Source organism: Nocardiopsis sp. SBT366, from assembly GCF_001083815.1.
GTDB classification, from domain to species: domain Bacteria; phylum Actinomycetota; class Actinomycetes; order Streptosporangiales; family Streptosporangiaceae; genus Nocardiopsis; species Nocardiopsis prasina.
On sequence record NZ_LAVM01000011.1, the window covers coordinates 1 to 19033 of the forward strand.

Consider the following 19033-nt stretch of genomic DNA (forward strand, 5'->3'; position numbering starts at 1 on the left):
AAAGAAGAAGCCGCCTTACGATATTTCGGCCTGTCGCGTGGGCTGGGATAGTGTTAAAAGAGCCAGCCCCTAGGCTGACCCCCGCCGGTCCGGTTCCCCCCGTCGGGTTTCCCGGCGGGGGTAGGAGAGGAGTCGCGTTGAGCATCCAGCACCACAGCGTCGAGGTGAACGGCCTCCGCCTGCACGTCGCCGAACAGGGCGAGGGACCACTGGTCCTGCTGCTGCACGGGTTCCCGGAGAGCTGGTACTCCTGGCGGCACCAGTTCGCCGCCCTCGCGGACGCCGGGTACAGGGTGGTCGCCCCCGACCAGCGCGGGTACGCCCGCAGCGACCGCGCGCCCAGCTCCGAGGAGTACACGCTGCCGCACCTGGTCGGCGACGTCACCGCGCTGATCGGCGCGCTCGGAGCCGAGGAGGCCGTGGTGGTCGGCCACGACTGGGGAGCGGTGGTCGCGTGGACCACGGCGCTGCTGCGGCCCGACCTGGTCCGTGCCGTGGCCGGGCTCAGCGTTCCGCCGCTGCCGCCCGCCGGGCTCCCCTCCGTCGAGTCCTCTCGCCGCGCCTACGGCGAGGGCTACTACCAGGCCTACTTCCAGGAGCCCGGCCGAGCCGACGCCGAGATGTCGGCGGATCCGGCCTCGACGCTGCGGCGGATCCTGGTGGGGGCCTCCGGGGCCAGCCCGCCGCGTCCGTGGGTCGCCCCCGAGGGGGTACGGCTGATCGACACCCTGCCCGAGCCGGAGGAGCTGCCCGCGTGGCTCACCGCCGAGGACATCGAGGTGTTCGCCGGGGACTACGCCGCACCGGACGCCTTCACCGGCCCCCTCGACTGGTACCGCAACATCGACCGCAACCAGGACCTGATGGCCGCGTTCCGGGGGCTGCGCGTCGAGGTCCCGGCGCTGTACGCGGTGGGCGACCGCGACATGGTCTCCGTCCTTCGGGGCGTGCCCGAACTCCGCGCGGCGCTGACCATGATCGCCCCGAAGCTGCACGCCGACCTCACTTTGCCCGGCTGCGGCCACTGGACCCAGCAGGAGCGCCCCCACGAGGTCAACCGGGCCCTCCTGGACTTCCTCGCCACACTGTGAACGGAACCTGACCGATGTCGATCGCCGAACGCCTCCAGAGCCTGTTCGTGGCCCTGGCCGCCGTGGCCGGCCTGGTGGCGGGGCTGCTGGCGCCGATCGGCCCGGCGGCCGAACACGTGGTGCTGCCCGCGCTGCTCGTGATGCTCGCCGCCGTGTTCGTGCGGATGGACGCCGCCCACGTGGGCGAGGTCCGGCGGGCCAGGACCCTGGTGGGACTCAGCCTGGTCCTGAACTTCGTGTTCACCCCGGCGCTGGCCTGGGCGCTGGGCGCGGGCCTGCTCGGCGGACAGCCGGACCTGCGCATCGGCCTGCTGTTGCTGCTGGTCACCCCCTGCACGGACTGGTACCTGGTCTTCACCGCCATGGCGCGGGGCCACACCGGCATCGCCGCCGCCCTGCTGCCGGTCAACCTGGTCCTCCAGCTGGCCCTGCTGCCGGTGTACGTGCTGCTGCTGGGCGGGCGGGCGGCCATGGTCGACGCGGGCACCCTCGCCGAGGCCGTCCTGCTCGTCCTGGTGGTGCCGCTGGCCCTGGCGGTCCTGGTCCGGTGGGGCGCGGCCCGGTTCAGAGACGCCGACTGGCGCGAGCGGCACGTGAGCGAACCGGCCGGGCGCCTGGTGCTTCCGCTGCTGTACGCGGCCGTGTTCGCGATGTTCGCCTGGCAGGCCCGCACCGTCCTGGAACACCTGGGCGACCTGCTCGCGCTGCTCCTCCCGTTGGCGGTGTTCTTCGTGGTCCTGCCGCTGGTCGCGGTCGGCCTGTCCCGGTTGGCGCGTCTGCCCGCCGACCAAAGGGTGACCCTGACCATGGTCACCACCGCCCGCAACTCGCCCATCGCCCTGGCGATCGCTGTCGCGGCCTTCCCCGACCGGCCGCTCATCGCGGTCGCCCTCGTGGTCGGCCCGCTTCTGGAACTGCCCGTTCTGGCCCTGCTCGCCCAGCTGGTGCGCGTGCGCCACCGGACCGGGCAGGGAAGAAGCACCACGACCTGACCCGCGTGTCCCCCTCCGGGACCCACCCGCGCCCGAAGCGGGAGTGTGTCGAACCCGATGTGATGACCTGGGTGAGTTCGGCTATTTTTACGGTGTCGGCGCAGGTCGTCGACGGTGGCTTCCCGGAGCGGAAGGGGGTGGGGCGCCAGTGGGTGTGGCCGAGTTCGCGGTGGCTTCCGAGGGCGCCGGGGCGGGGGCCTGGCGGCGTGAGCCCAGGACCCGACTGCGCCGGGCCTCCGCGCTGCCCGAGGGAGCGCCCTCCCCCTTCGTGATCGTCTCGGAGTCGCACGCGCCGGGAGGGCCCACGGAATGGGAGCCGCACGCGCATCCGGCACACGAGCTGGTGTGGGTGCGCCAAGGGGCGCTGACCGCCCGTGCGGGAGAGCGCCTGTTCACCGTCTCGGCGGGGTGCGGGCTCTGGGTGCCCGCCGGTGAGGTGCACACGGGACGTCTGACGGCCGGGGCGGGGCTGCACAACGCCTTCTTCTCCCCGGACAGCACGCCCTTCGCCTTCGCGGAGCCGACGGCCATCGCGATGACCCCGGCGCTGGAGTCGCTGCTGATCCACCTGGCCCGCACGGACATCGACACCGGGGCGCGTTCGCGGGCGGAGGCGGTCGTGTTCGACCTGCTGGAGCCGACCGCTCCGCGCCTGGCGCTGCGGCTGCCCGGTGACGCCCGCGCCGACAGCATCGCCGAGGCCCTGATGGCGGATCCGTCGGACGACCGTTCGCTGGAGGAGTGGGCTCGCGGCCTGGGCACCAGCCCCCGCACGATCACCCGTGTGTTCCGCGCCTCCACGGGGCTGTCCTTCGCGCAGTGGCGACAGTCACTGCGCGTCCACCGGGCCCTGTCACTGCTGAGTGAGGGAAACGAGGTCCAGGAGGTCTCCGAACTCCTCGGATACGCCCAGACCAGCACGTTCATCGACGCTTTCCGACGCGTGATGGGCACGACCCCGGGCGCGTTCACGGGTCACTCACGCGGGCACTGACCGGTTCTCCGTATCGGCTGTCCGGAAGTCCTGATTGCAGCCAGCGCGCGCCCGAACCTATTCTGAGTGAGTGAAGGCTAACCTAACTTCCTGCCGCGTCGGCCCTGCTCACGTCCGACGCGCCACACCCTTCGGGCGGGTGGTGCGCCGAGCACCGCGCCGCGCGTGAGCGCCCTGAACGGGGACCGGCTCGTCCTCCGCTACGGCGGGACCACCGTCGTCCACGGAACCTCGCTGACCCTGACCACCGGTCAGGTCACCGCACTGGTCGGACCGAACGGCAGCGGAAAGTCCACCCTCCTGCGCGCACTGGCCCGCCTCCACCGTGTCGACGGCGGCCAGGTGACACTCGGAGGCGGCGACGGCGCGCCGGACCGACCGGTGTCCCTGCTCAGCGCACGCCGGTTCGCCCGGGAGGTCACGCTCTTCGCCCAGTCCCGGCCCGTGCCGGAGGGACTCACGGTGAGCGAGGTCGTCGCCTTCGGTCGCCACCCCCACCGGCGCGGATTCGCGGGCCCCTCAGCCGCGGACCGGGAAGCGATCGAACGCGCGATGCGGGTCACCGGTGTGCGGGACATGGCCGACCGGGCCGCCGGGCAGCTCTCCGGCGGGGAGATGCAACGCGTCTGGCTCGCCGCCTGCCTGTCCCAGGACACCGGCGTGGTGCTGCTCGACGAACCCACGAACCACCTGGACCTGCGCTATCAGATCGAGACCCTCGACCTGATCCGGGACCTGGCCGAGGACCACGGGGTCGCGGTCGGGGTCGTCCTGCACGACCTGGACCACGCCGCGCGCGTCGCGGACCGCGTGCTGCTGTTGAGCTCCGGTCGCGCGCACGCCGAGGGGCCGCCCTCGGAGGTGCTCACCACCGACAACCTCAGCGAGGTCTACGGCCTCCGGATCGAGGTCACCCGGGACCCCACCGGTCGGCTCCGCATGGACCCGGTGGGCCGTCACCCGGCCCACCGATAGGTCCTCCCCTTGACTGACCGGCACCGCCCCTCGTTTCCCCGTGCCCGGCGTCCCCACCCCTCAGCGAAGTCCCCAGAGCAGTTCGAAGCAGAGAGAACCCACCATGACCAGTGCCAGCAGACTCGCGACCCTCACGGCCGTGGCCGTCGCCCTGATCGCCTCGGGGTGCGGCACGACCAGTGTCGACGAGACCGAGCCCGAGGCCCTCGCGGCGCCCCCTTCGGAGGACTGCGCCGAGGACGCCACGGCCACCTCGACCGACCCGGTGACGCTGACCGACGGCGTCGGCCGGGAGGTGGAACTCGACCAGCCCGCCGCACGCGTCGCGGTCCTGGAGTGGCAGCAGGTCGAGGACGCCCTCACGCTCTGCGTCACCCCGGTGGCCGTGGCCGACCCCGAGGGCTACAGCACGTGGGTGAGCGCGGAGGAGCTGCCCGAGGGGGTGACCGACATCGGCAACCGCGAGGAGCCCGACCTCGACACCCTGTACGCGCAGGACCCCGACCTCATCGTCGTGGAGGCCGCCGGACCCGACGACGAGATCATCGCCCGGCTGGAGGAGCGCGGCGTGCCGGTCCTCGTCACCCGGGGCGCCGACCCGGCCGACCCCATCGGCAACATGCTGAACGTCTTCGAGATGATCGGCGAGGCGACCGGCCGCACCGAACGGGCCGACGAGGTCGTTCGGGAGTTCGAGGACCACCTGGCCGAGGCCCGCGAGCAGGTGGCCGACGTCGACCTCCCCACCACCGACTTCCTCTTCTTCGACGGATGGCTCCAGGGCGGCAACCTCACCATCCGCCCCTACGGTCAGGGCGCCCTGTTCACCGCGCTCGGCGAGGAGCTCGGGATGACCTCCGCCTGGACCGACGACATCAACGACGCCTACGGCGACGGCGGCGTCGACCCCTCCTACGGTCTCGCGCAGACCGATGTCGAGGGCCTGACCGCCGTGGGTGGGGCCAACCTCTTCTACGCCAACGACGAGGGTGTCGGCGGCTACGTGGAGGAGCTGGAGAAGAACCCGATCTGGACCTCCCTCCCGGCCGTCAAGGAGGAGCGGGCGCACGCCTTCCCCCCGAGGGTCTGGGGCGCGGGCGGCCCGCGTTCGACCGCCCAGGCCATCGACGCCTTCGTCGACTCCCTCACGCAGTAATGAGCGAACTCCGTTCCGCCGGGCCCCGGCCGGTTCCGTCGCCGGGCCCCGGCCCGCGCGGCGGGGCCGCCGGGGCCGCGGTGGTCACGGCGCTGGTCACCGCGATCTGCGCGCTGGGCCTGTGGCACCTCACGCAGGGCACCTCGGGTGTGGGCTGGTGGGACCTCGTGCGATTCCTCGCGGGAGACCGGGAGGAGGTCAGCGGGGTGCCCGTCGGCGACGTGCTGGAGGGTTCGCGGCTTCCTCGCCTGTTCGCCGGTGTGGCCGTGGGCTTCGCCCTGGGCGTGGCCGGGGCACTCCTCCAGTCCGTCACACGCAACCCGCTGGCCTCCCCCGACACGCTCGCGGTCACGGCGGGCTCCTACTTCTCGCTGACCCTGGTCGCCTCGTTCGGCCTCGCCGTGCCGCTCTGGGCGTCGGGCCTGGTGGCCTTCGGCGGCGGCCTGCTGGCGGCGGCACTCGTGCTGGCGCTCACGGGCAGCGCCGCCGGGACCGCCACCACACGTCTGGTGCTGGCGGGCTCGGCGCTGGCGATGGCCCTGGACGCGGCCACCGGCATGCTGCTGATCCTGTTCAAGGAGAACACCACCGGGCTCTTCGCCTGGGGCAGCGGATCCCTCGCCCAGCTCAACGTCGACGCGTCCCTGCGCGCGATGCCGCTCATCGTGGCGGTGCTCGTGGTGGCGCTACTGCTGAGCCGTCGGCTGGACGTCCTCGGGCTGGGTGAGGACACCGCGTCCTCGCTCGGTGTTCCCGTGCACTCCACCCGGATCACGGCGGTGGTCTGCGCGGTGATCCTGACAGGTGCGTCGGTGACGCTCGCCGGTCCGATCGCCTTCGTCGGGCTGGGCGCCCCCGTACTGGCGCGGCTGATCGCCTCCCGCGTTCCCGCCCTGCACCGGCACCTGTTCCTGGTGACCGTCTCCGGGCTGCTCGGCGCCGCTCTGATCCTGCTCGCGGACGCGTCCCTGCGCGCGTTGCTGGGCGCCGAGGGCGCCGCATCCATTCCCACCGGTGTGCCCACGGCGATGCTCGGTGGGCTCCTCATCGTCGTGCTGGCCCTGCGCCTGCGCGACGCGGGCCCCCTCCGCCGCCCGCCGGGGGCGGGGGCCGGTCCGCGCTCCACACGGCGGTTCGTGGTGGTCCTGCTCGTGGTGGCCGCTCTGTTGGCGGCGGCCGCACTGGTCGCCGTGCTCGCTGGCAGCCTGTGGCTCCGGACCGGGGACCTCGCGCTCTGGTTCCAGGGGACCGCCCCGGATCTGGTCGGCCGGGCCCTGGACGATCGGTTTCCGCGTGTGGTCGCAGCCGTCCTCGCGGGAGCCGCGCTCGCCCTGGCCGGAAGTGTCGTCCAGGGCACCGTGCGCAACCCCCTCGCGGAGCCCGGCCTGCTGGGCATCACAGCCGGGGCGGGCCTGGGCGCGGTGATCGTCGTGACCTCCAACCCGGCCGGGGGCGTGGTCTCGCTCAGCACGATGGCGGTGCTGACGGGCCTGGCCACCTTCGCGCTGATCTGCGTGCTGGCCTGGCGGGGCTCCCTGCGCCCGGACCGCTTCGTCCTGATCGGCATCGGGTGCGGATACAGCCTGAGCGCCATCACCACCTTCCTCCTGTTGCGCGCCGACCCCTGGCAGACACCGCGCATCTTCACGTGGCTGTCGGGGACCACGTACGGCCGGACCCTGCCCGACGTCCTGCCCGTCGCCCTGGTCCTCCTCGTGGCGGCGCCCCTGGTGCTGCTGCTGAGCCGCCACCTGGACCTGCTCGCCGTGGACGAGGACACCCCGCGCGTCCTCGGCATACGAGTGGGTCGGACCAGGCTGGCCCTGCTGAGCGTCGCCGCCGTCCTGGCCGCCGTCAGCGTGGTCGCGGTGGGGGTGGTCGGCTTCGTCGGGCTCGTGGCTCCCCATCTGGCGCGCGCCCTGGTCGGGGCCCGGCACGCACGGAGTGTGCCGGTGGCGATGGTCTCCGGTGCACTGCTGGTCTGTGTCGCCGACACCCTGGGCCGCACCCTCATCGCCCCCGCGCAGGTCCCGGCGGGACTCATGATCGCCCTGGTCGGAGGCCCCTACCTGCTCTGGATCCTGCGCCGCTCCCGCGTGTGAACGACCAACGGCGCCCGCCTGGCGCCCGTCCACCCCGAGAACTCACGGAGTACCGAATGCCCTCCCACCACGCGCGACCGCCGGAGAACCGGGTCGTAGTCACGTTCGACCCTGCCGCTCCACCCCCTGAACTGGCTCCGGTCGCCCCGGTCGACGTGCTGGAGCGCTGGGGAGCTCTCGACCGCTCGACCCACTCCCCCGAGATCGTGGCCGTCACCGAGGGCCCGGGGGGCGCGTGGGCCGGTGCCGCTCTGGTGACGGCCAGACCGGGGACCGCGTACACGAAGATCGTCGACGCGGTGGGCGACGCGTCCGGCGCCGTCGCGGCGGTCGTCGCGCTCGCCGAGGAGCGGGGGCTCTCCCAGGTCAAGTGGGAGGGGTGGAGCGTGAGTCCCGGGGAGGCCGCGGCCCTCGGATTCACCGCTCTGGACGGCCCGAGCGGCCGGGTGGACGACCCCGGTCAGCCGCCGGCGGGCCACGTGCGCTGGCTGGTGGAAGCCGAGGTGTCCGAGCCCCCGTACTACCGGCAGACCACCAACTTCACCTGCGGCGCCGTCACCGCGCTGATGGCCCGGGTCGGGGCGGGTGCGCTGCCGCCCGGGTCCTTCGACCGCGCCGCCGAGCTGGGCCTGTGGCGCGGGGCCACCAACTTCCCGGCCTGCGAACCCGTGGGCCTGGGCGTCGCCGTTCACCGTTCGTGGCCGGACGCGTCGGTCACGGTGCACCTGGACACCGACCAGCCCGTGCTCCTGGACTCCTACGCCGGGGACGAGCGCGAGTGGCGCGCCGTCCTCCAGCGGGGATCGCGCGCCGACGCGGAGCGGGCCGGGCTCCCCCTCGACGCGCGCCGACTCTCCCTGGACGGGCTGCGCGGGTCCCTCACCCGGGGCCGCCGGGTACTGCTGTTGCTCTCACTCGCCACGATGCAGGGGTTCGACGTGCCGCACTGGGTTCTCTGCCACGGCGCCGTGCCCAGGGCCGTGGTGGTCGAGGACCCCTGGACCAACGCCGCCACGGGCGACACCTGGGTGGACGCGCACCTGCTGCCCGTCCCCGACGCCTCTCTCGACGCGATGTCCACGATGGGTCCGGACGGCTACCGGGGCGCGGTGGCCCTCGGACACGCCACCGGCCCCGACGCCTGACCACACTCCACCACCTCGAACGGGAAAATGGAGTGGACGGACCCTGGGGCCGGGGAGTGGGATGGGGGCGCCGCCTCACGAGCAGACGTAGAGAAGGACGTGGCCCCTGATGACCGAGACCGCCCCACACGGGTGCCCCGAGATCGACACCCGGCTGGTCCGGCGGCTCGTGGACGAACGGTTCCCTCGGTGGGCCGGGCTGCCGCTTCGGCCGGTCCGCCCCGGCGGCCTCGACCACGTGATCCACCGGCTGGGCGAGGACCTGTCCGTCCGGCTCCCCCGCCACGCGGACGCGGCCGGGCAGGCGGACAAGGAGTCACTGTGGCTGCCGCGCCTGGCCCCGCACCTCCCGCTGGCCGTGCCGGAGCCCGTGGCCGTGGGCGCACCGGGGTTCGGGTACCCGTGGCGCTGGTCGGTGTCGCGCTGGCTGCCGGGTGAGACGGCGACGGTCGAGGCGCTCGCGGACAGCACCGTCGGCGCCCGACGGCTCGCCCGGTTCCTGGCCGCCCTCCAGCGGAGCACACCACGCGACGTCCCGGAACGCCTGGCGGGCGAACCGCTGGCGCTTCGCGATCCGGACACCCGGTCCTCCATCGCCATGGTCGCCGACACCTTCGACGCCCGGGCCCTGACTTCCCTCTGGGAGAACTCGCTCGACGCCCCCGCGTGGAACCGCCCACCGGTCTGGTTCCACGGAGACTTCCACACCGGCAACCTGTTGACCACCCATGGTGAGGTGAGCGCGGTGATCGACTTCGGCAGTCTCGGCGTGGGCGACCCCGCACGCGACCTCATGATGGCCTTCGCCCTGATGTCCCCGGCCACCCGGGCGGAGTTTCGCGCGGAACTCGGATCGGAGCTCGGACTGGGGCCCGGGGAGGACGACGCGCTGTGGGCGCGGGGCCGGGGCTGGGCCCTGGCCACCGGTCTGATCGCGTACGTCGTCCACGCCGCCGCGCACCCGGACATCGCCGCGCAGACGTCCCGTCAGATCGAACAGGCACTCCTGGGCTAGGGCGGCGTGACGTGCACCCGACCGTGCGCCCCGACCGCGCGGACGCCCGGCGGCGGGGCGGAGCGGACCGGAGGTGGTGCTGGTCACCGGTCGATTCGACGGGTTCCCCAACGCGGGCCCAACACCGGCCGACGCCGCTGGCGGGCCCGCCTGGCCGGCGGGCCGTGTTCGATCGCGGGCTGCCTGGTCAGCGCGACGACGCCCGATTTACACCGCGATGTCCGAACCTGCACTGGGCGGCCCCACGCACCACAGGCCCCCTGGGACAAGAGATTCGGGAGTGACGCAAGATGTAAAAAGAACCCAAAGTTTCATTAGACTGGGCGCTTCGTCGCCTCCCAGAACAGGATGCCCGTGGCCCCCCGATGCCCGTACGCCGAGCTGCACTCCGCTGAATTCACCGCCGACCCGCACGCGGTCAACCGGCGCATGGTCAAGGAACACGGCCCCGTGTTCCCCGCCGAGATCTTCCCCGGGATCAAGGCCTGGGTCGTCGCCGACTACGCACTGATCACCGCGTGGTGCCGGGACACCCGCACCTTCCGCCGTGACTCCCGCCTGTGGCTCGACTGGCGTGAGGGCCGCATCCCCGACGACGCCCCGGTCGTGGCGATGATGATGCACCGTCCCAACCTCCTGTACTCCGACGGCGACGAGCACGCCCGCCTCAAGCGCTCGGTGATCGACTCCCTGGGCCGCGTCCCGGAGAGCCGGATCGGGGACATCACACGCCAGCACGCCGACATCCTCATCGACGCCTTCTGCCAACGCGGTCAGGCCGAGCTGGTCTCCGAGTACGCGCGCCTGCTCCCGCTCCTGGTCCTGTGCGAGATCTTCGGCTTCTCCCGCGACGTCGGTGAGCGCGTACTGAACTCCCTCAGCGCCCTGTGGGACGGCATCGACGTCGTCAAGTCCAACGGCGAGTACGAGCGGGCGCTGTCCGACGCGATCTCCGCCAAGCACGCCCAGCCCGGCGAGGACGTCACCTCCTGGCTGCTCCAGCACCGGTCCGGGCTCAGCGACGAGGAACTCCTGCACCAGCTCGTGGTGACGATCGGGGCCGGGGCCGAACCCACCGCGAACCTCATCTCCGGGACCACCCACACGCTCCTCGCGGACGACGAGGTCCGGCAGGCCTTCCGAGGTGCCCGCGTGGGGATCGGCGAGGCGATCGACCAGCTGCTGTGGATCGACCCCCCGGTCAACAACTACCCCGTCCTGTACCCCGTGAAGGACGTGCGGGTCAGCACGGGCACGGTGATCCGGGCAGGTGAGCCGATTCTCCTCGGATACGCGGCCGCGCATGCCACGATGGCAGGGGAGGGTCCGGACATCGAGTCGGGCAACCGCGCGCACCTCGCGTTCGGGGTCGGACCGCACCGGTGCCCGGCACAGGGATTCGCGTACGCTATCGCGCAGGTCGGGGTCGAGACCCTCACCAAGCGCCTGCCCGACCTGCGGACGAACAAGGAGGACGTCCACCGACGACCCGCCCCGTTCGCCCTGGCGCTCTCCCAGCTGCCGGTAACGTTCACCCCCGTCTCCCCGAAGGGCACGACACCTCCATGGCAACAGACATCCCCGTCCTCCACCCCTACGACCTCCACCGACAGACCACAGAACTCCGCTCCCGAGGCCCCGTCGTCGAAGTTGAGATCGTTGGTGGCGTGGTTGTTCGGGCGCTGACCGGACACGAGGTGCTCATGGAGGCGCTCGCCCACCCCGGGGTCCGCAAGGAGGCGCGGCACTGGCGCCCCTGGGCCGAGGGCGAGATCCCCATGGACTGGCCGCTCATCTCCTGGGTGGCCCCGGACAACATGCTCACGGCGGACGGGGACCGGCACCGGCGGCTGCGCGCCCTGGTGTCCCAGGCGTTCACCCCGCGCCGGGTGGAGGCGCTGCGTCCCCGCGTCGAGAAGATCACCGGGCAGCTCCTGGACGCCGTCGAGGCCGCCGGCCCTGGTCCGGTCGACCTCCGGGCGGGCCTGGCGCTGCCCCTGCCGATGACGGTGATCTCCGAGCTGTTCGGTGTCGGCGAGGAGCACCGCGACACCCTGCACACGCTGATCCACCGGGTCTTCGACGCGACCATCACCCCCGAGGTGGCCGCCCGGACCAACACGGACCTCCAGAGCTTCCTGAGCGGGCTGGCCGAGGAGAAGGCGAAGAACCCGGGTGACGACATGACCAGCGCCCTGCTCGACGCGCGCGCCGAGGGCGACGAGCGGTTGTCGCAGAGCGAACTCGTGTGGACCCTGATCCTCATGATCGGCGCGGGCTACGAGACCACGATGAACCTCATCGGCAACGCGGTCCACGCCCTGCTCACCCACCCGGACCAGCTCGCTCTCATCCGCGGCGGCGAGGCGTCCTGGGCCGACGCCGTGGAGGAGACCCTGCGCTGGGACGCCAGCGTCCAGTACATGCCCCTGCGCTACACGGCCGAGGACGTCACCCTGGGTGGGGTGAGCGTGCCCAAGGGCGAGGCCCTGCTGATGGGCTTCGGTGCCGCCGGTCGCGACCCGGCTCAGCACGGGGAGAACGCGGACGTCTTCGACCTGCGCCGCGCCCAGAACTCGCACCTGGCCTTCTCGCACGGCCCGCACTTCTGTCTCGGTGCCGGTCTGGCCCGACTGGAGGGGATCACGGCGCTGGAGCAGCTGTTCACGCGGTTCCCGAACCTCCGTCTGGCCGAGGGCGAGGAGTTCCCCGAAACGGCCTCCATCGTCTCCAGCGGTCTCGACCGCCTGCCCGTCGTCCTGGGCTGACCCGGACACGCCACGGAGCCCCGCGAGCCGCACGTTCGGCGCGCGGGGCTCCTTCGCGTCCGAGATCCTTTACCTCAGCATCCACTTATATAAGCCTCGATTGATATACTCTGGTCATGCATGCCTTCGACGTTCTCGGTGACCCGGTCAGACGGCGGCTCCTCGAGCTGCTCTCCGACGGGGAGCTCAGCTCCGGCGAACTCACCACGGTGGTCCGCGAGGAGTTCGGGATCAGCCAGCCCGCCGTCTCCCAGCACCTGCGGGTCCTGAGGGACCACGGCTTCGCGACCGTGCGCGCCGAGGGAGCCCGGCGGCTGTACTCCATCGACGCCGAGGCGCTGCGCCCCGTGGACGACTGGCTGGACCCGTTCCGCCGGTTCTGGGCGCCGCGGCTGGCCGCTCTGGAGACCGAGATCGCCCGGGGAAAGCGACAACGACGCACCCAGGAGTGACCATGAGCGAGCGCAACCCCGTCGACGTGGACGGGCAGATCGAAGCCGTCTCCCGAGCGTTGGAGACCGGGGATCGTGATGGACGCCGGACGTTGGTGTCGTCCATCAGCCAGCGCTACTCCACCACGGTCGAGGACCTGTGGGAGGCCTGTACCTCCGCCGAACGGCTCCCCCGCTGGTTCGCCCCCGTCTCGGGGGACCTGCGCCAGGGCGGCCGGTACCAGGTGGAGGGCAACGCGAACGGCACCGTCGAGACCTGCGAGGCACCCCGTTCCTTCAGTGCCACCTGGGAGTACGGCGGGGACGTCAGCTGGATCGCGGTCCGGGTGGACCCGGACGGCGACGGCGCGCGGCTGACCCTGGAACACACCGCGGACGCGGACTCGGTGGCTCAGTTCTGGGAGCAGTTCGGCCCGGGCGCCACCGGTGTGGGCTGGGACCTGGCCCTGCTTGGGTTGGCCCAGCACCTGCACGCGGGTGCGCTCACGCCGCAGGAGGCGCAGGGCTGGGAACGCACCGACGAGGGCCGCCGATTCATCACGGCGAGCAGCGCGCACTGGGCCGAGGCCAGCGTGGTGTCCGGGGAATCGCGTCCCCAGGCCGAGGCGGCCCGGGACCGGACCACCGCCTTCTTCCTCGGCGAGGAACCGCCGAGCCGCGACTGACCGGCGCGGAGGGAGGCCGCCACGACGCCGTTGTCGTGGCGGTCTCCTCGCTCAGGAGCCTGCCACCGGTCACCCCACCGGATCAACCCACGTCCCCGCTCGGCGTGTCCGACGCGCCGCCGTCGCGGCGACCGCCTGACCCGCGATGTCCGACCCCGGTGGTACAAAACCCAGGACAGCCAACGCCCCAGCAGCGAGGTAGCCACCATGCGCAGCCTGATCGTCACCGCCTTCGTGTCCGTCGACGGGGTCATGGAGGCCCCGGGCGGGGAACGCGGGTACCGCAACTCCGGCTGGACCATGAACTCCGTGGAGGCGGACGAGGCGGCCTTCGAGATCAAGGGGCGGGAACAGGAGGAGGCGGGCGCCCTGCTGCTGGGTCGGCGCAGCTACGAGGCGTTCGCCCGGGTGTGGCCCCGCATGGAGGAGTTCGCCGGGTACAACTCCAAGCCCCGCTACGTGGTGTCCACCACGCTCACCGAGGAGGACCCGCGCTGGCCCGCCACGATCCTGCGCACGGTCGAGGACGTCGCCGAGCTGAAGAGGACCGAGGGCGGCCCGCTCTCCGTCCAGGGCAGCGCCACCCTGGGCCACGTCCTCGCCGACGCCGGGCTGGTCGACCGCTACCACCTGCTGGTCTTCCCGGTGCTCCTGGGAGCGGGCAAGCGACTGTTCAGCGACACCGACAAGGACCTGACCCGGCTCGAACTCGTCGAGCACCAGGTGTACTCCAACGGCGTGCAGAAGCAGATCCTCGACGTCGTGCGGTGAGTCCCGGGCGGCACCGTCCACGTCAGCCCGTGGCCGTACGGCGCCGCCCGAGCACCTCAGCGCCTCAGCGCCTCAGCGCCTGGTGAAGCGGTATCCGGCGTGGTGCAACACGTCTCCGTCGAACTCTCCGAAGGCCCAGAAACCCAGGTCGTCGAGATAGTCGATCCGGGAACCGTCGACCCAGTACCGGCCGGTGTAGGCGCTCTCCCTGTCACCGCGTGCCTCGTCGTAGCGACCGTTCGGCAGCAGCTCCTGGCGGACGAACCCGTTCTCCTCCACCCACAGCCCCGTGTGGGGGTGGTCCGGGTCGTGGACGGGCTCGGTCACCCCCTCCGTGTCGGAACCCGGCTCCTCGACCGGCCGTCCGTTCCAGATCCTGACCCGCCCGCCGGTGATCAGCAGGTCGAGTCGACCGTTACCGGTCGAAGCGGCTCCCTCGGGGTCTCCGGACTCGTCGGCGATCCGGAACACGGCGATATTCGCGGTCCCACCCGGGGTCAGGGTGCCGCCCACACGATCCCCGGTGAGATCGAGGGAGGCGGGCAGGACGACGGTCCCCGAGCAGTCGATCACGATCATGCCGTCGTCCCCGGCCGCCGTGAGCAGGCCCGGACCGACCCCGACGATCACCTCTCCCCCGATGAGGACGTCCGCCCGCTGCCAGTCGCCCATCCGCGGATCGTCCGTGATGACGACGCCGCCCGTCAGCAGCAGTGGGCGTCCGTCCGCATCGCTCACCTGGGCCAGCAGGGCCTCGTCGCGCCTCGGCTGGACCGCGGGAGTCGGGTCGCTCGACGCAGGGGTCTTCGGGGTCTCGTTCATGGTGCTCCTCATGTCCTGTTCTCGCTTGGTGGCGTTCACGCGTCGGTGATCGTTCGGTGTCGCTCGTGCGGTGGTGTCTGCGTCCCGGACCGTCCGAGGAGACGGTCCCGTGAGCCGTGGACCTCTTCCCGCAGTGCGTCCAGGTCCAGGTCCAGCACCCTCCCGCCCCACTTGCGGGGCTCGCCGTTGACCAGGACGGCGGTGATGTTGCGGGCGTCCGCGCCCAGGACCACGGTGCCGACCGGGTCGTTCAGCGGCATGTTGTTCAGGTCCTCGGCACCGATGACCAGGAGGTCGGCGCGTTTGCCCGGGGTGAGCGAACCGGTCACTCCGGCCAGCCCGTTGGTCCGTGCCCCCTGGAGGGTGGCGAAGTCCAGCACGTCGTGCACGCCGATCCGGACCGGTTCGGCCTCGGCACCGTAGGCGGCGTTGACCGCGCGCATCCGCTGCACGGTGTGCAGGGCCCGCATCTGGGTGAACATGTCCCCGGCCAGGGCCACCTCCACATCGATGCTCAGCCCCGGGCGCACTCCCACGGCGAGTGCCTCGTCGACGGCGGGGATCGCGGTCTCCAGACCGATCTGGGCGTCGGAGGTCGGTGCCAGGGAGACCGTGGTCCCGGTCTCCCCGATCAGCTTCCACGCCTCGTCGGTCAGGCCGGTGGCGTGGATCAGGGTGACGTGCGGCCCCAGCAGCCGCTGGTCTGCCCAGGCCCGCACGGACCGGGACGACGCGGTACCGAAGACCGCGTCAACGCTGACCCCGATATCCAGTTCCCTGGCGACGCGCGCCAGCTCCGGCCCGTAGGCCAGGGACGGTCCGGCGATCTCGTCGGTGGCCAGCGCCCCGACCCGCAGGGTCAGCATCTGGTCCGAACCGTCCGCGTACTCCTCCCGGAGCCGGGCGAGGTCTCCGGGCCACTGCTGGTCCCAGGCGCCGAAGTGCGGCCCCATCGCGGCGTGGACACCGCGGACGCCGCTGTCCACCAGCGCCCGGACCGCGGCGTCGGAGTGCTCGCGCGACCTCGAGTTGTGTGAGAAGTCGAGCATGCAGGTGATGCCGGCGTCGATCGCCGACAGCGCGGCCAGCCGGGTGCCGACGTACATGTCCCGGGGCTCGTAGAGCGGCGCGTAACCGGCCAGGGTGGTGGTCACGTAGTCCACGAGATCGTTCACGTCCGGCATGATCCTGCGAAGCTGGGACTGCCAGGCGTGCCGGTGGGTGTCCACGAACCCCGGAGTGATGATCGTGCCCGTGGCGTCGACCACCACCGCGTTCTCCGCCTCCAGGCCGGGACCCACCCGGGCGATCGAGTCCCCCTCGACCAGGACGTCCGAGCGCTCCAGGATCCCGAGTTCCGGGTCCATGGTGACCACGGTCGCGTTGGTGAACAGGACACGCCGCCCGGGGTCGTCGGCCCGACGCCGGATCTCCTCCAGGAGGACGGGGCTCCCGGGGTCGTGTGCGATGGTCTCGGAGCTCATGAGTGCTTCCTCGGTCGGATGCCGCGCGGTGGAGGGCTCCACCGCCTTCACCCCGAAGTCTCGTCCCGCTACGCCGGGGCAACCAGGTCGCCGTCATCCCTGGTGCGCGACTCCCAGTCACCGGGGCGGCGACTCCCGGAACCCCGGTCTCGAATCGAACCGGTCCCGGCCGTTGCGGTCCCGCTCCGCCGGGTCGCCCCGATCGTGGACATCGGCGTGCAGGGATCCGAGCAGGGCCAGAGCGCCCTCCGAGGGGCTCCCCCGTTCCGCCTGGTAGACGATCAGCTGCTGCCCGGGTGCGCCGTTGACCGTGAAGCTGTCGTAGCGCAGGTCCAGGTCGCCCGCCTCGGAGTGGTGCAGCGGTTTGGCGTCGCCCGTCTTGCCCCGTACGTCGTGTCGCGCCCACAAGGTACGGAACTCCGCGCTCTTGAGCGCGAGCTCACCGACGACCTCGTTCAACCGGGGATCGTCCGGGTTCAGGCCCGCCGCGCGGTGGAGTTCGGCGACGGTCGCCGATGCGGTCCGCCGCCACTCGCGGTGGAATCGGTGCGCGGCCGGGTCGAGGAAGACCATGCGCGCCAGGTTGTCGTCCAAGGCGAAGTCGGAGTGCAGGGCCTCGGCGAGGGGGTTACGGGCCAGGATGTCCAGAGGGTGGTCCAGCACGAAGGCCGGAGTGTCACTCCAGCGCTCTAAGAGGCGGGCCAGGTGCGGGGAGACCCGCGAGTCCCGGCGGGCCCGGCCGTGCGGGCGTCCATCGGCGCGCGCCAGTCGACGCAGGTGGTCCGCGGCGTCCCCGTCCAGCTCCAGCGCCCTGGCCAGCGCCTCGACCACCTGCGCGGAGGGATGCCGTTCGCGGCCCTGTTCCAGGCGCATGTAGTAGTCGGTGCTGACCCCGGCCAGGAGCGCCACCTCCTCGCGGCGGAGGCCCGGAACCCTGCGGCGGCCGTACGTGACCAGCCCGAGGTCCTCGGGGCGCAGCCGTGAACGCCTGGCGCTCAAAAACTCCCCCAGGTGGAACCGGGGATCGGAGCTTCGGTCAGTGCCCATGCCGTCAAGGCTAGGTCCGGGAGGTTTCGGCCGGAAGTGGTGAGGGTGGGTGGGCCGCACCCACCCAACGCCCGGCCCGGCCCGTCGCCGGTCAGAACCCGCTTGCCCGCGCCCGCTCCGGCGCGGCGTCCCACTGCGTTGCCAACGGACCCCCGAGCTGCGGGAGCGCGCGTTCGGCGGCGTCCAGGTCCTCCTGGAGGTCGCGGTCGTCGGTGTCTTCGTCCGCACCGCCCTGTGCGCGCAGGGCGTGCCTGGCCTGGTGGAACACGGACGCGTCGCTCCCCCGCAACGACAGGGCACGCAGGGCGGTGAGGAGCTCACAGGCCAGGAGGGTGCGCAGAGCGGCGGTGGCGGTCTCCGTCTGCCGCACCGCCAACGGCGCGAAACTGGCGTCCTCCTCCGCTCCTCGGGACAGGACCACGGTCTCCAGGGACGCCGGGGCCGCCGAGGCTCGGAGGACACCGTAGGAGGAGGCCGCCGTGTACTCGATGATCATGGTGCCCGAGGAACCCGCCGGGCCCGTGGCGAGGAAGGCGGGCAGCCCGGTGACCGCGGGGTCGGACAGGGCGCGCAACCGCCCCAACAGCGCCGGGGCCGCCTGGGCCAGGCCCAGTCTCAGGGCGTCCAGGCGCAGCGTCAACCCGGCCATGTGGAACCCGCCGTGGTGCACGACCCGGTCCGCCACCACCAACGGGTTCTCCTGCGCGGTGGCGGTGAGTGCGCCGACCAGCCCCGCGAGTTCGGCCAGGGCGTCGACGACGACCCCCTGGACCTGGGGCGCCGCTCGGAACCCGAACGCGTCCTGGACCCGTGCGGGCCGAACGGAACCCATGAGGTCACGCAGCCCCCGGGCGACTGTGGCCGCGCCCGGCACGACGGCGGCGCGGGCGGCCTCAGCGGAGAAGGCCTCAGGGTTGGCCCGGCAGGCCAGCGCGGACAGGGCCGTGGTCACGGTGGCGACGCGCAGCAGCGGGTCAAGGTCGGCGACCGCGAGCGCGGCCCTGCCCAGGGTCAGCGCGTTGCTGCTGATCAGCGCCAACGCGTCCGTCTCGGGAAAGCCTCCCATCGGGGCCCAGGGGGCGTCCGCCGGTCGTTCGCCCAACAACGTCAGCCCCGCCCCGGCGAGTGCCGCCAGGTCACCGGTGCCCACGGTGCCGTGTTCCTGGACGTTGGGAAGGGCCCCGGTGTTGAGCATGCTGAGAAGCGCCCGGGTGGTCTGCGGGGAGATCCCCGAGCCGCCCACCGCGATCTGGTTGATCCGCACGAGAAGCATCGCGCGCACCGCCTCCCCGGGCAACGGTGCCCCGCCCGCCGCCGCGTGGCTCCGCAACAGGCGCAGGCCGTGCCCCTCGGCTCCAGCGGCGACGTCCCGGTTCGCGCCCACCCCCGTGTTGCGCCCGTAGACCGGCCCCCGCTCGGTGGCCCTCTCGGCTCCACGGTGCGCGGCGGCCACCCGAGCCCAGGCCTCGGACGTCAACGCGACGGGCTCCTCGAACCGTGCCGCCCGCGCGATCCGGCCACAGTCCAGAGGAGATCCGTCCAGGTTCAGCATGC

The 19033-nt window shown here is 72.3% G+C and carries 17 protein-coding genes; 13 read left to right on the plus strand and 4 right to left on the minus strand.

Features of this window, described 5'->3' with window-relative positions; genetic code table 11:
• The first annotated feature begins 137 nt into the window (after positions 1-137).
• The 13 genes from ADX84_RS05020 to ADX84_RS05080 all read left to right on the plus strand — a co-directional run bounded on the left by ADX84_RS05020 (position 138) and on the right by ADX84_RS05080 (position 14126).
• Positions 138-1091 carry an alpha/beta fold hydrolase gene (locus ADX84_RS05020; RefSeq protein WP_049568249.1) on the plus strand — a complete coding sequence of 318 codons (954 nt, stop codon included), beginning with the start codon at positions 138-140 and terminating at the stop codon, positions 1089-1091.
• A gap of 14 nt (positions 1092-1105) precedes the next feature.
• Positions 1106-2083 (plus strand): arsenic resistance protein, encoded by a 978-nt coding sequence (locus tag ADX84_RS05025; RefSeq protein ID WP_049568253.1) that lies wholly within the window; start codon positions 1106-1108, stop codon positions 2081-2083.
• A 154-nt stretch (positions 2084-2237) separates the two neighbouring features.
• Positions 2238-3077 (plus strand): AraC family transcriptional regulator, encoded by an 840-nt coding sequence (locus tag ADX84_RS05030; protein WP_234003843.1) that lies wholly within the window; start codon positions 2238-2240, stop codon positions 3075-3077.
• Between the two features lie 165 nt (positions 3078-3242).
• On the plus strand, positions 3243-4052 hold the full coding sequence (locus ADX84_RS05035; protein WP_156208028.1) for an ABC transporter ATP-binding protein: 810 nt from the start codon (positions 3243-3245) through the stop codon (positions 4050-4052).
• Between the two features lie 103 nt (positions 4053-4155).
• Positions 4156-5208 (plus strand): iron-siderophore ABC transporter substrate-binding protein, encoded by a 1053-nt coding sequence (locus tag ADX84_RS05040; RefSeq protein ID WP_049568258.1) that lies wholly within the window; start codon positions 4156-4158, stop codon positions 5206-5208.
• Positions 5208-7310 (plus strand): iron ABC transporter permease, encoded by a 2103-nt coding sequence (locus ADX84_RS05045; RefSeq protein WP_049568261.1) that lies wholly within the window; start codon positions 5208-5210, stop codon positions 7308-7310. The genes ADX84_RS05040 and ADX84_RS05045 overlap by 1 nt, the downstream gene beginning before the upstream one ends.
• 56 nt (positions 7311-7366) lie before the next feature.
• Positions 7367-8455: a peptidase C39 family protein gene (locus tag ADX84_RS05050; RefSeq protein WP_049568265.1), complete on the plus strand. Its 1089-nt coding sequence runs from the start codon at positions 7367-7369 to the stop codon at positions 8453-8455.
• 109 nt (positions 8456-8564) lie between these two features.
• A complete protein-coding gene (locus tag ADX84_RS05055; protein WP_049568268.1) occupies positions 8565-9470 on the plus strand; it encodes an aminoglycoside phosphotransferase family protein in 906 nt (301 codons plus the stop codon).
• Between the two features lie 348 nt (positions 9471-9818).
• Positions 9819-11156 (plus strand): cytochrome P450, encoded by a 1338-nt coding sequence (locus ADX84_RS05060; RefSeq protein ID WP_234003844.1) that lies wholly within the window; start codon positions 9819-9821, stop codon positions 11154-11156.
• On the plus strand, positions 11138-12238 hold the full coding sequence (locus ADX84_RS05065; protein WP_082206297.1) for a cytochrome P450: 1101 nt from the start codon (positions 11138-11140) through the stop codon (positions 12236-12238). The genes ADX84_RS05060 and ADX84_RS05065 overlap by 19 nt, the downstream gene beginning before the upstream one ends.
• Before the next feature lie 116 nt (positions 12239-12354).
• The gene (locus ADX84_RS05070) at positions 12355-12690 is read left to right on the plus strand and encodes a helix-turn-helix transcriptional regulator (RefSeq protein WP_049568273.1); all 336 of its coding nucleotides are present in this window, start codon (positions 12355-12357) and stop codon (positions 12688-12690) included.
• A gap of 2 nt (positions 12691-12692) precedes the next feature.
• Positions 12693-13355, plus strand: coding sequence for an SRPBCC family protein (locus ADX84_RS05075; RefSeq protein ID WP_049568276.1), 663 nt, complete (start codon positions 12693-12695; stop codon positions 13353-13355).
• 207 nt (positions 13356-13562) lie between these two features.
• Positions 13563-14126, plus strand: coding sequence for a dihydrofolate reductase family protein (locus ADX84_RS05080; RefSeq protein WP_049568279.1), 564 nt, complete (start codon positions 13563-13565; stop codon positions 14124-14126).
• Between the two features lie 72 nt (positions 14127-14198).
• Here the strand turns inward: ADX84_RS05080 and ADX84_RS05085 are convergent, their stop codons facing one another.
• The 4 genes from ADX84_RS05085 to ADX84_RS05100 all read right to left on the minus strand — a co-directional run bounded on the left by ADX84_RS05085 (position 14199) and on the right by ADX84_RS05100 (position 19031).
• The gene (locus ADX84_RS05085) at positions 14199-14948 is read right to left on the minus strand and encodes an Atu4866 domain-containing protein (protein ID WP_082206303.1); all 750 of its coding nucleotides are present in this window, start codon (positions 14946-14948) and stop codon (positions 14199-14201) included.
• A 35-nt stretch (positions 14949-14983) separates the two neighbouring features.
• A complete protein-coding gene (locus ADX84_RS05090) occupies positions 14984-16432 on the minus strand; it encodes an amidohydrolase family protein (protein WP_049568450.1) in 1449 nt (482 codons plus the stop codon).
• A gap of 117 nt (positions 16433-16549) precedes the next feature.
• A complete protein-coding gene (locus ADX84_RS05095) occupies positions 16550-17479 on the minus strand; it encodes a helix-turn-helix domain-containing protein (protein WP_049568282.1) in 930 nt (309 codons plus the stop codon).
• 91 nt (positions 17480-17570) lie between these two features.
• On the minus strand, positions 17571-19031 hold the full coding sequence (locus ADX84_RS05100) for an aromatic amino acid lyase (RefSeq protein ID WP_049568284.1): 1461 nt from the start codon (positions 19029-19031) through the stop codon (positions 17571-17573).
• Between the last annotated feature and the right edge of the window lie 2 nt (positions 19032-19033).

Bases quoted from the DNA above. Each gene is read 5' to 3' on its own strand.
- ADX84_RS05080 (WP_049568279.1), top strand. From the start codon at position 13,563: ATGCGCAGCCTGATCGTCACCGCCTTCGTGTCCGTCGACGGGGTCATG.
- ADX84_RS05055 (WP_049568268.1), top strand. From the start codon at position 8,565: ATGACCGAGACCGCCCCACACGGGTGCCCCGAGATCGACACCCGGCTG.
- ADX84_RS05095 (WP_049568282.1), bottom strand. From the start codon at position 17,479: ATGGGCACTGACCGAAGCTCCGATCCCCGGTTCCACCTGGGGGAGTTT.
- ADX84_RS05085 (WP_082206303.1), bottom strand. From the start codon at position 14,948: ATGAACGAGACCCCGAAGACCCCTGCGTCGAGCGACCCGACTCCCGCG.
- ADX84_RS05075 (WP_049568276.1), top strand. From the start codon at position 12,693: ATGAGCGAGCGCAACCCCGTCGACGTGGACGGGCAGATCGAAGCCGTC.
- ADX84_RS05045 (WP_049568261.1), top strand. From the start codon at position 5,208: ATGAGCGAACTCCGTTCCGCCGGGCCCCGGCCGGTTCCGTCGCCGGGC.
- ADX84_RS05100 (WP_049568284.1), bottom strand. From the start codon at position 19,031: ATGCTGAACCTGGACGGATCTCCTCTGGACTGTGGCCGGATCGCGCGG.
- ADX84_RS05050 (WP_049568265.1), top strand. From the start codon at position 7,367: ATGCCCTCCCACCACGCGCGACCGCCGGAGAACCGGGTCGTAGTCACG.
- ADX84_RS05090 (WP_049568450.1), bottom strand. From the start codon at position 16,432: ATGAGCTCCGAGACCATCGCACACGACCCCGGGAGCCCCGTCCTCCTG.
- ADX84_RS05025 (WP_049568253.1), top strand. From the start codon at position 1,106: ATGTCGATCGCCGAACGCCTCCAGAGCCTGTTCGTGGCCCTGGCCGCC.
- ADX84_RS05070 (WP_049568273.1), top strand. From the start codon at position 12,355: ATGCATGCCTTCGACGTTCTCGGTGACCCGGTCAGACGGCGGCTCCTC.
- ADX84_RS05060 (WP_234003844.1), top strand. From the start codon at position 9,819: ATGCCCGTGGCCCCCCGATGCCCGTACGCCGAGCTGCACTCCGCTGAA.
- ADX84_RS05040 (WP_049568258.1), top strand. From the start codon at position 4,156: ATGACCAGTGCCAGCAGACTCGCGACCCTCACGGCCGTGGCCGTCGCC.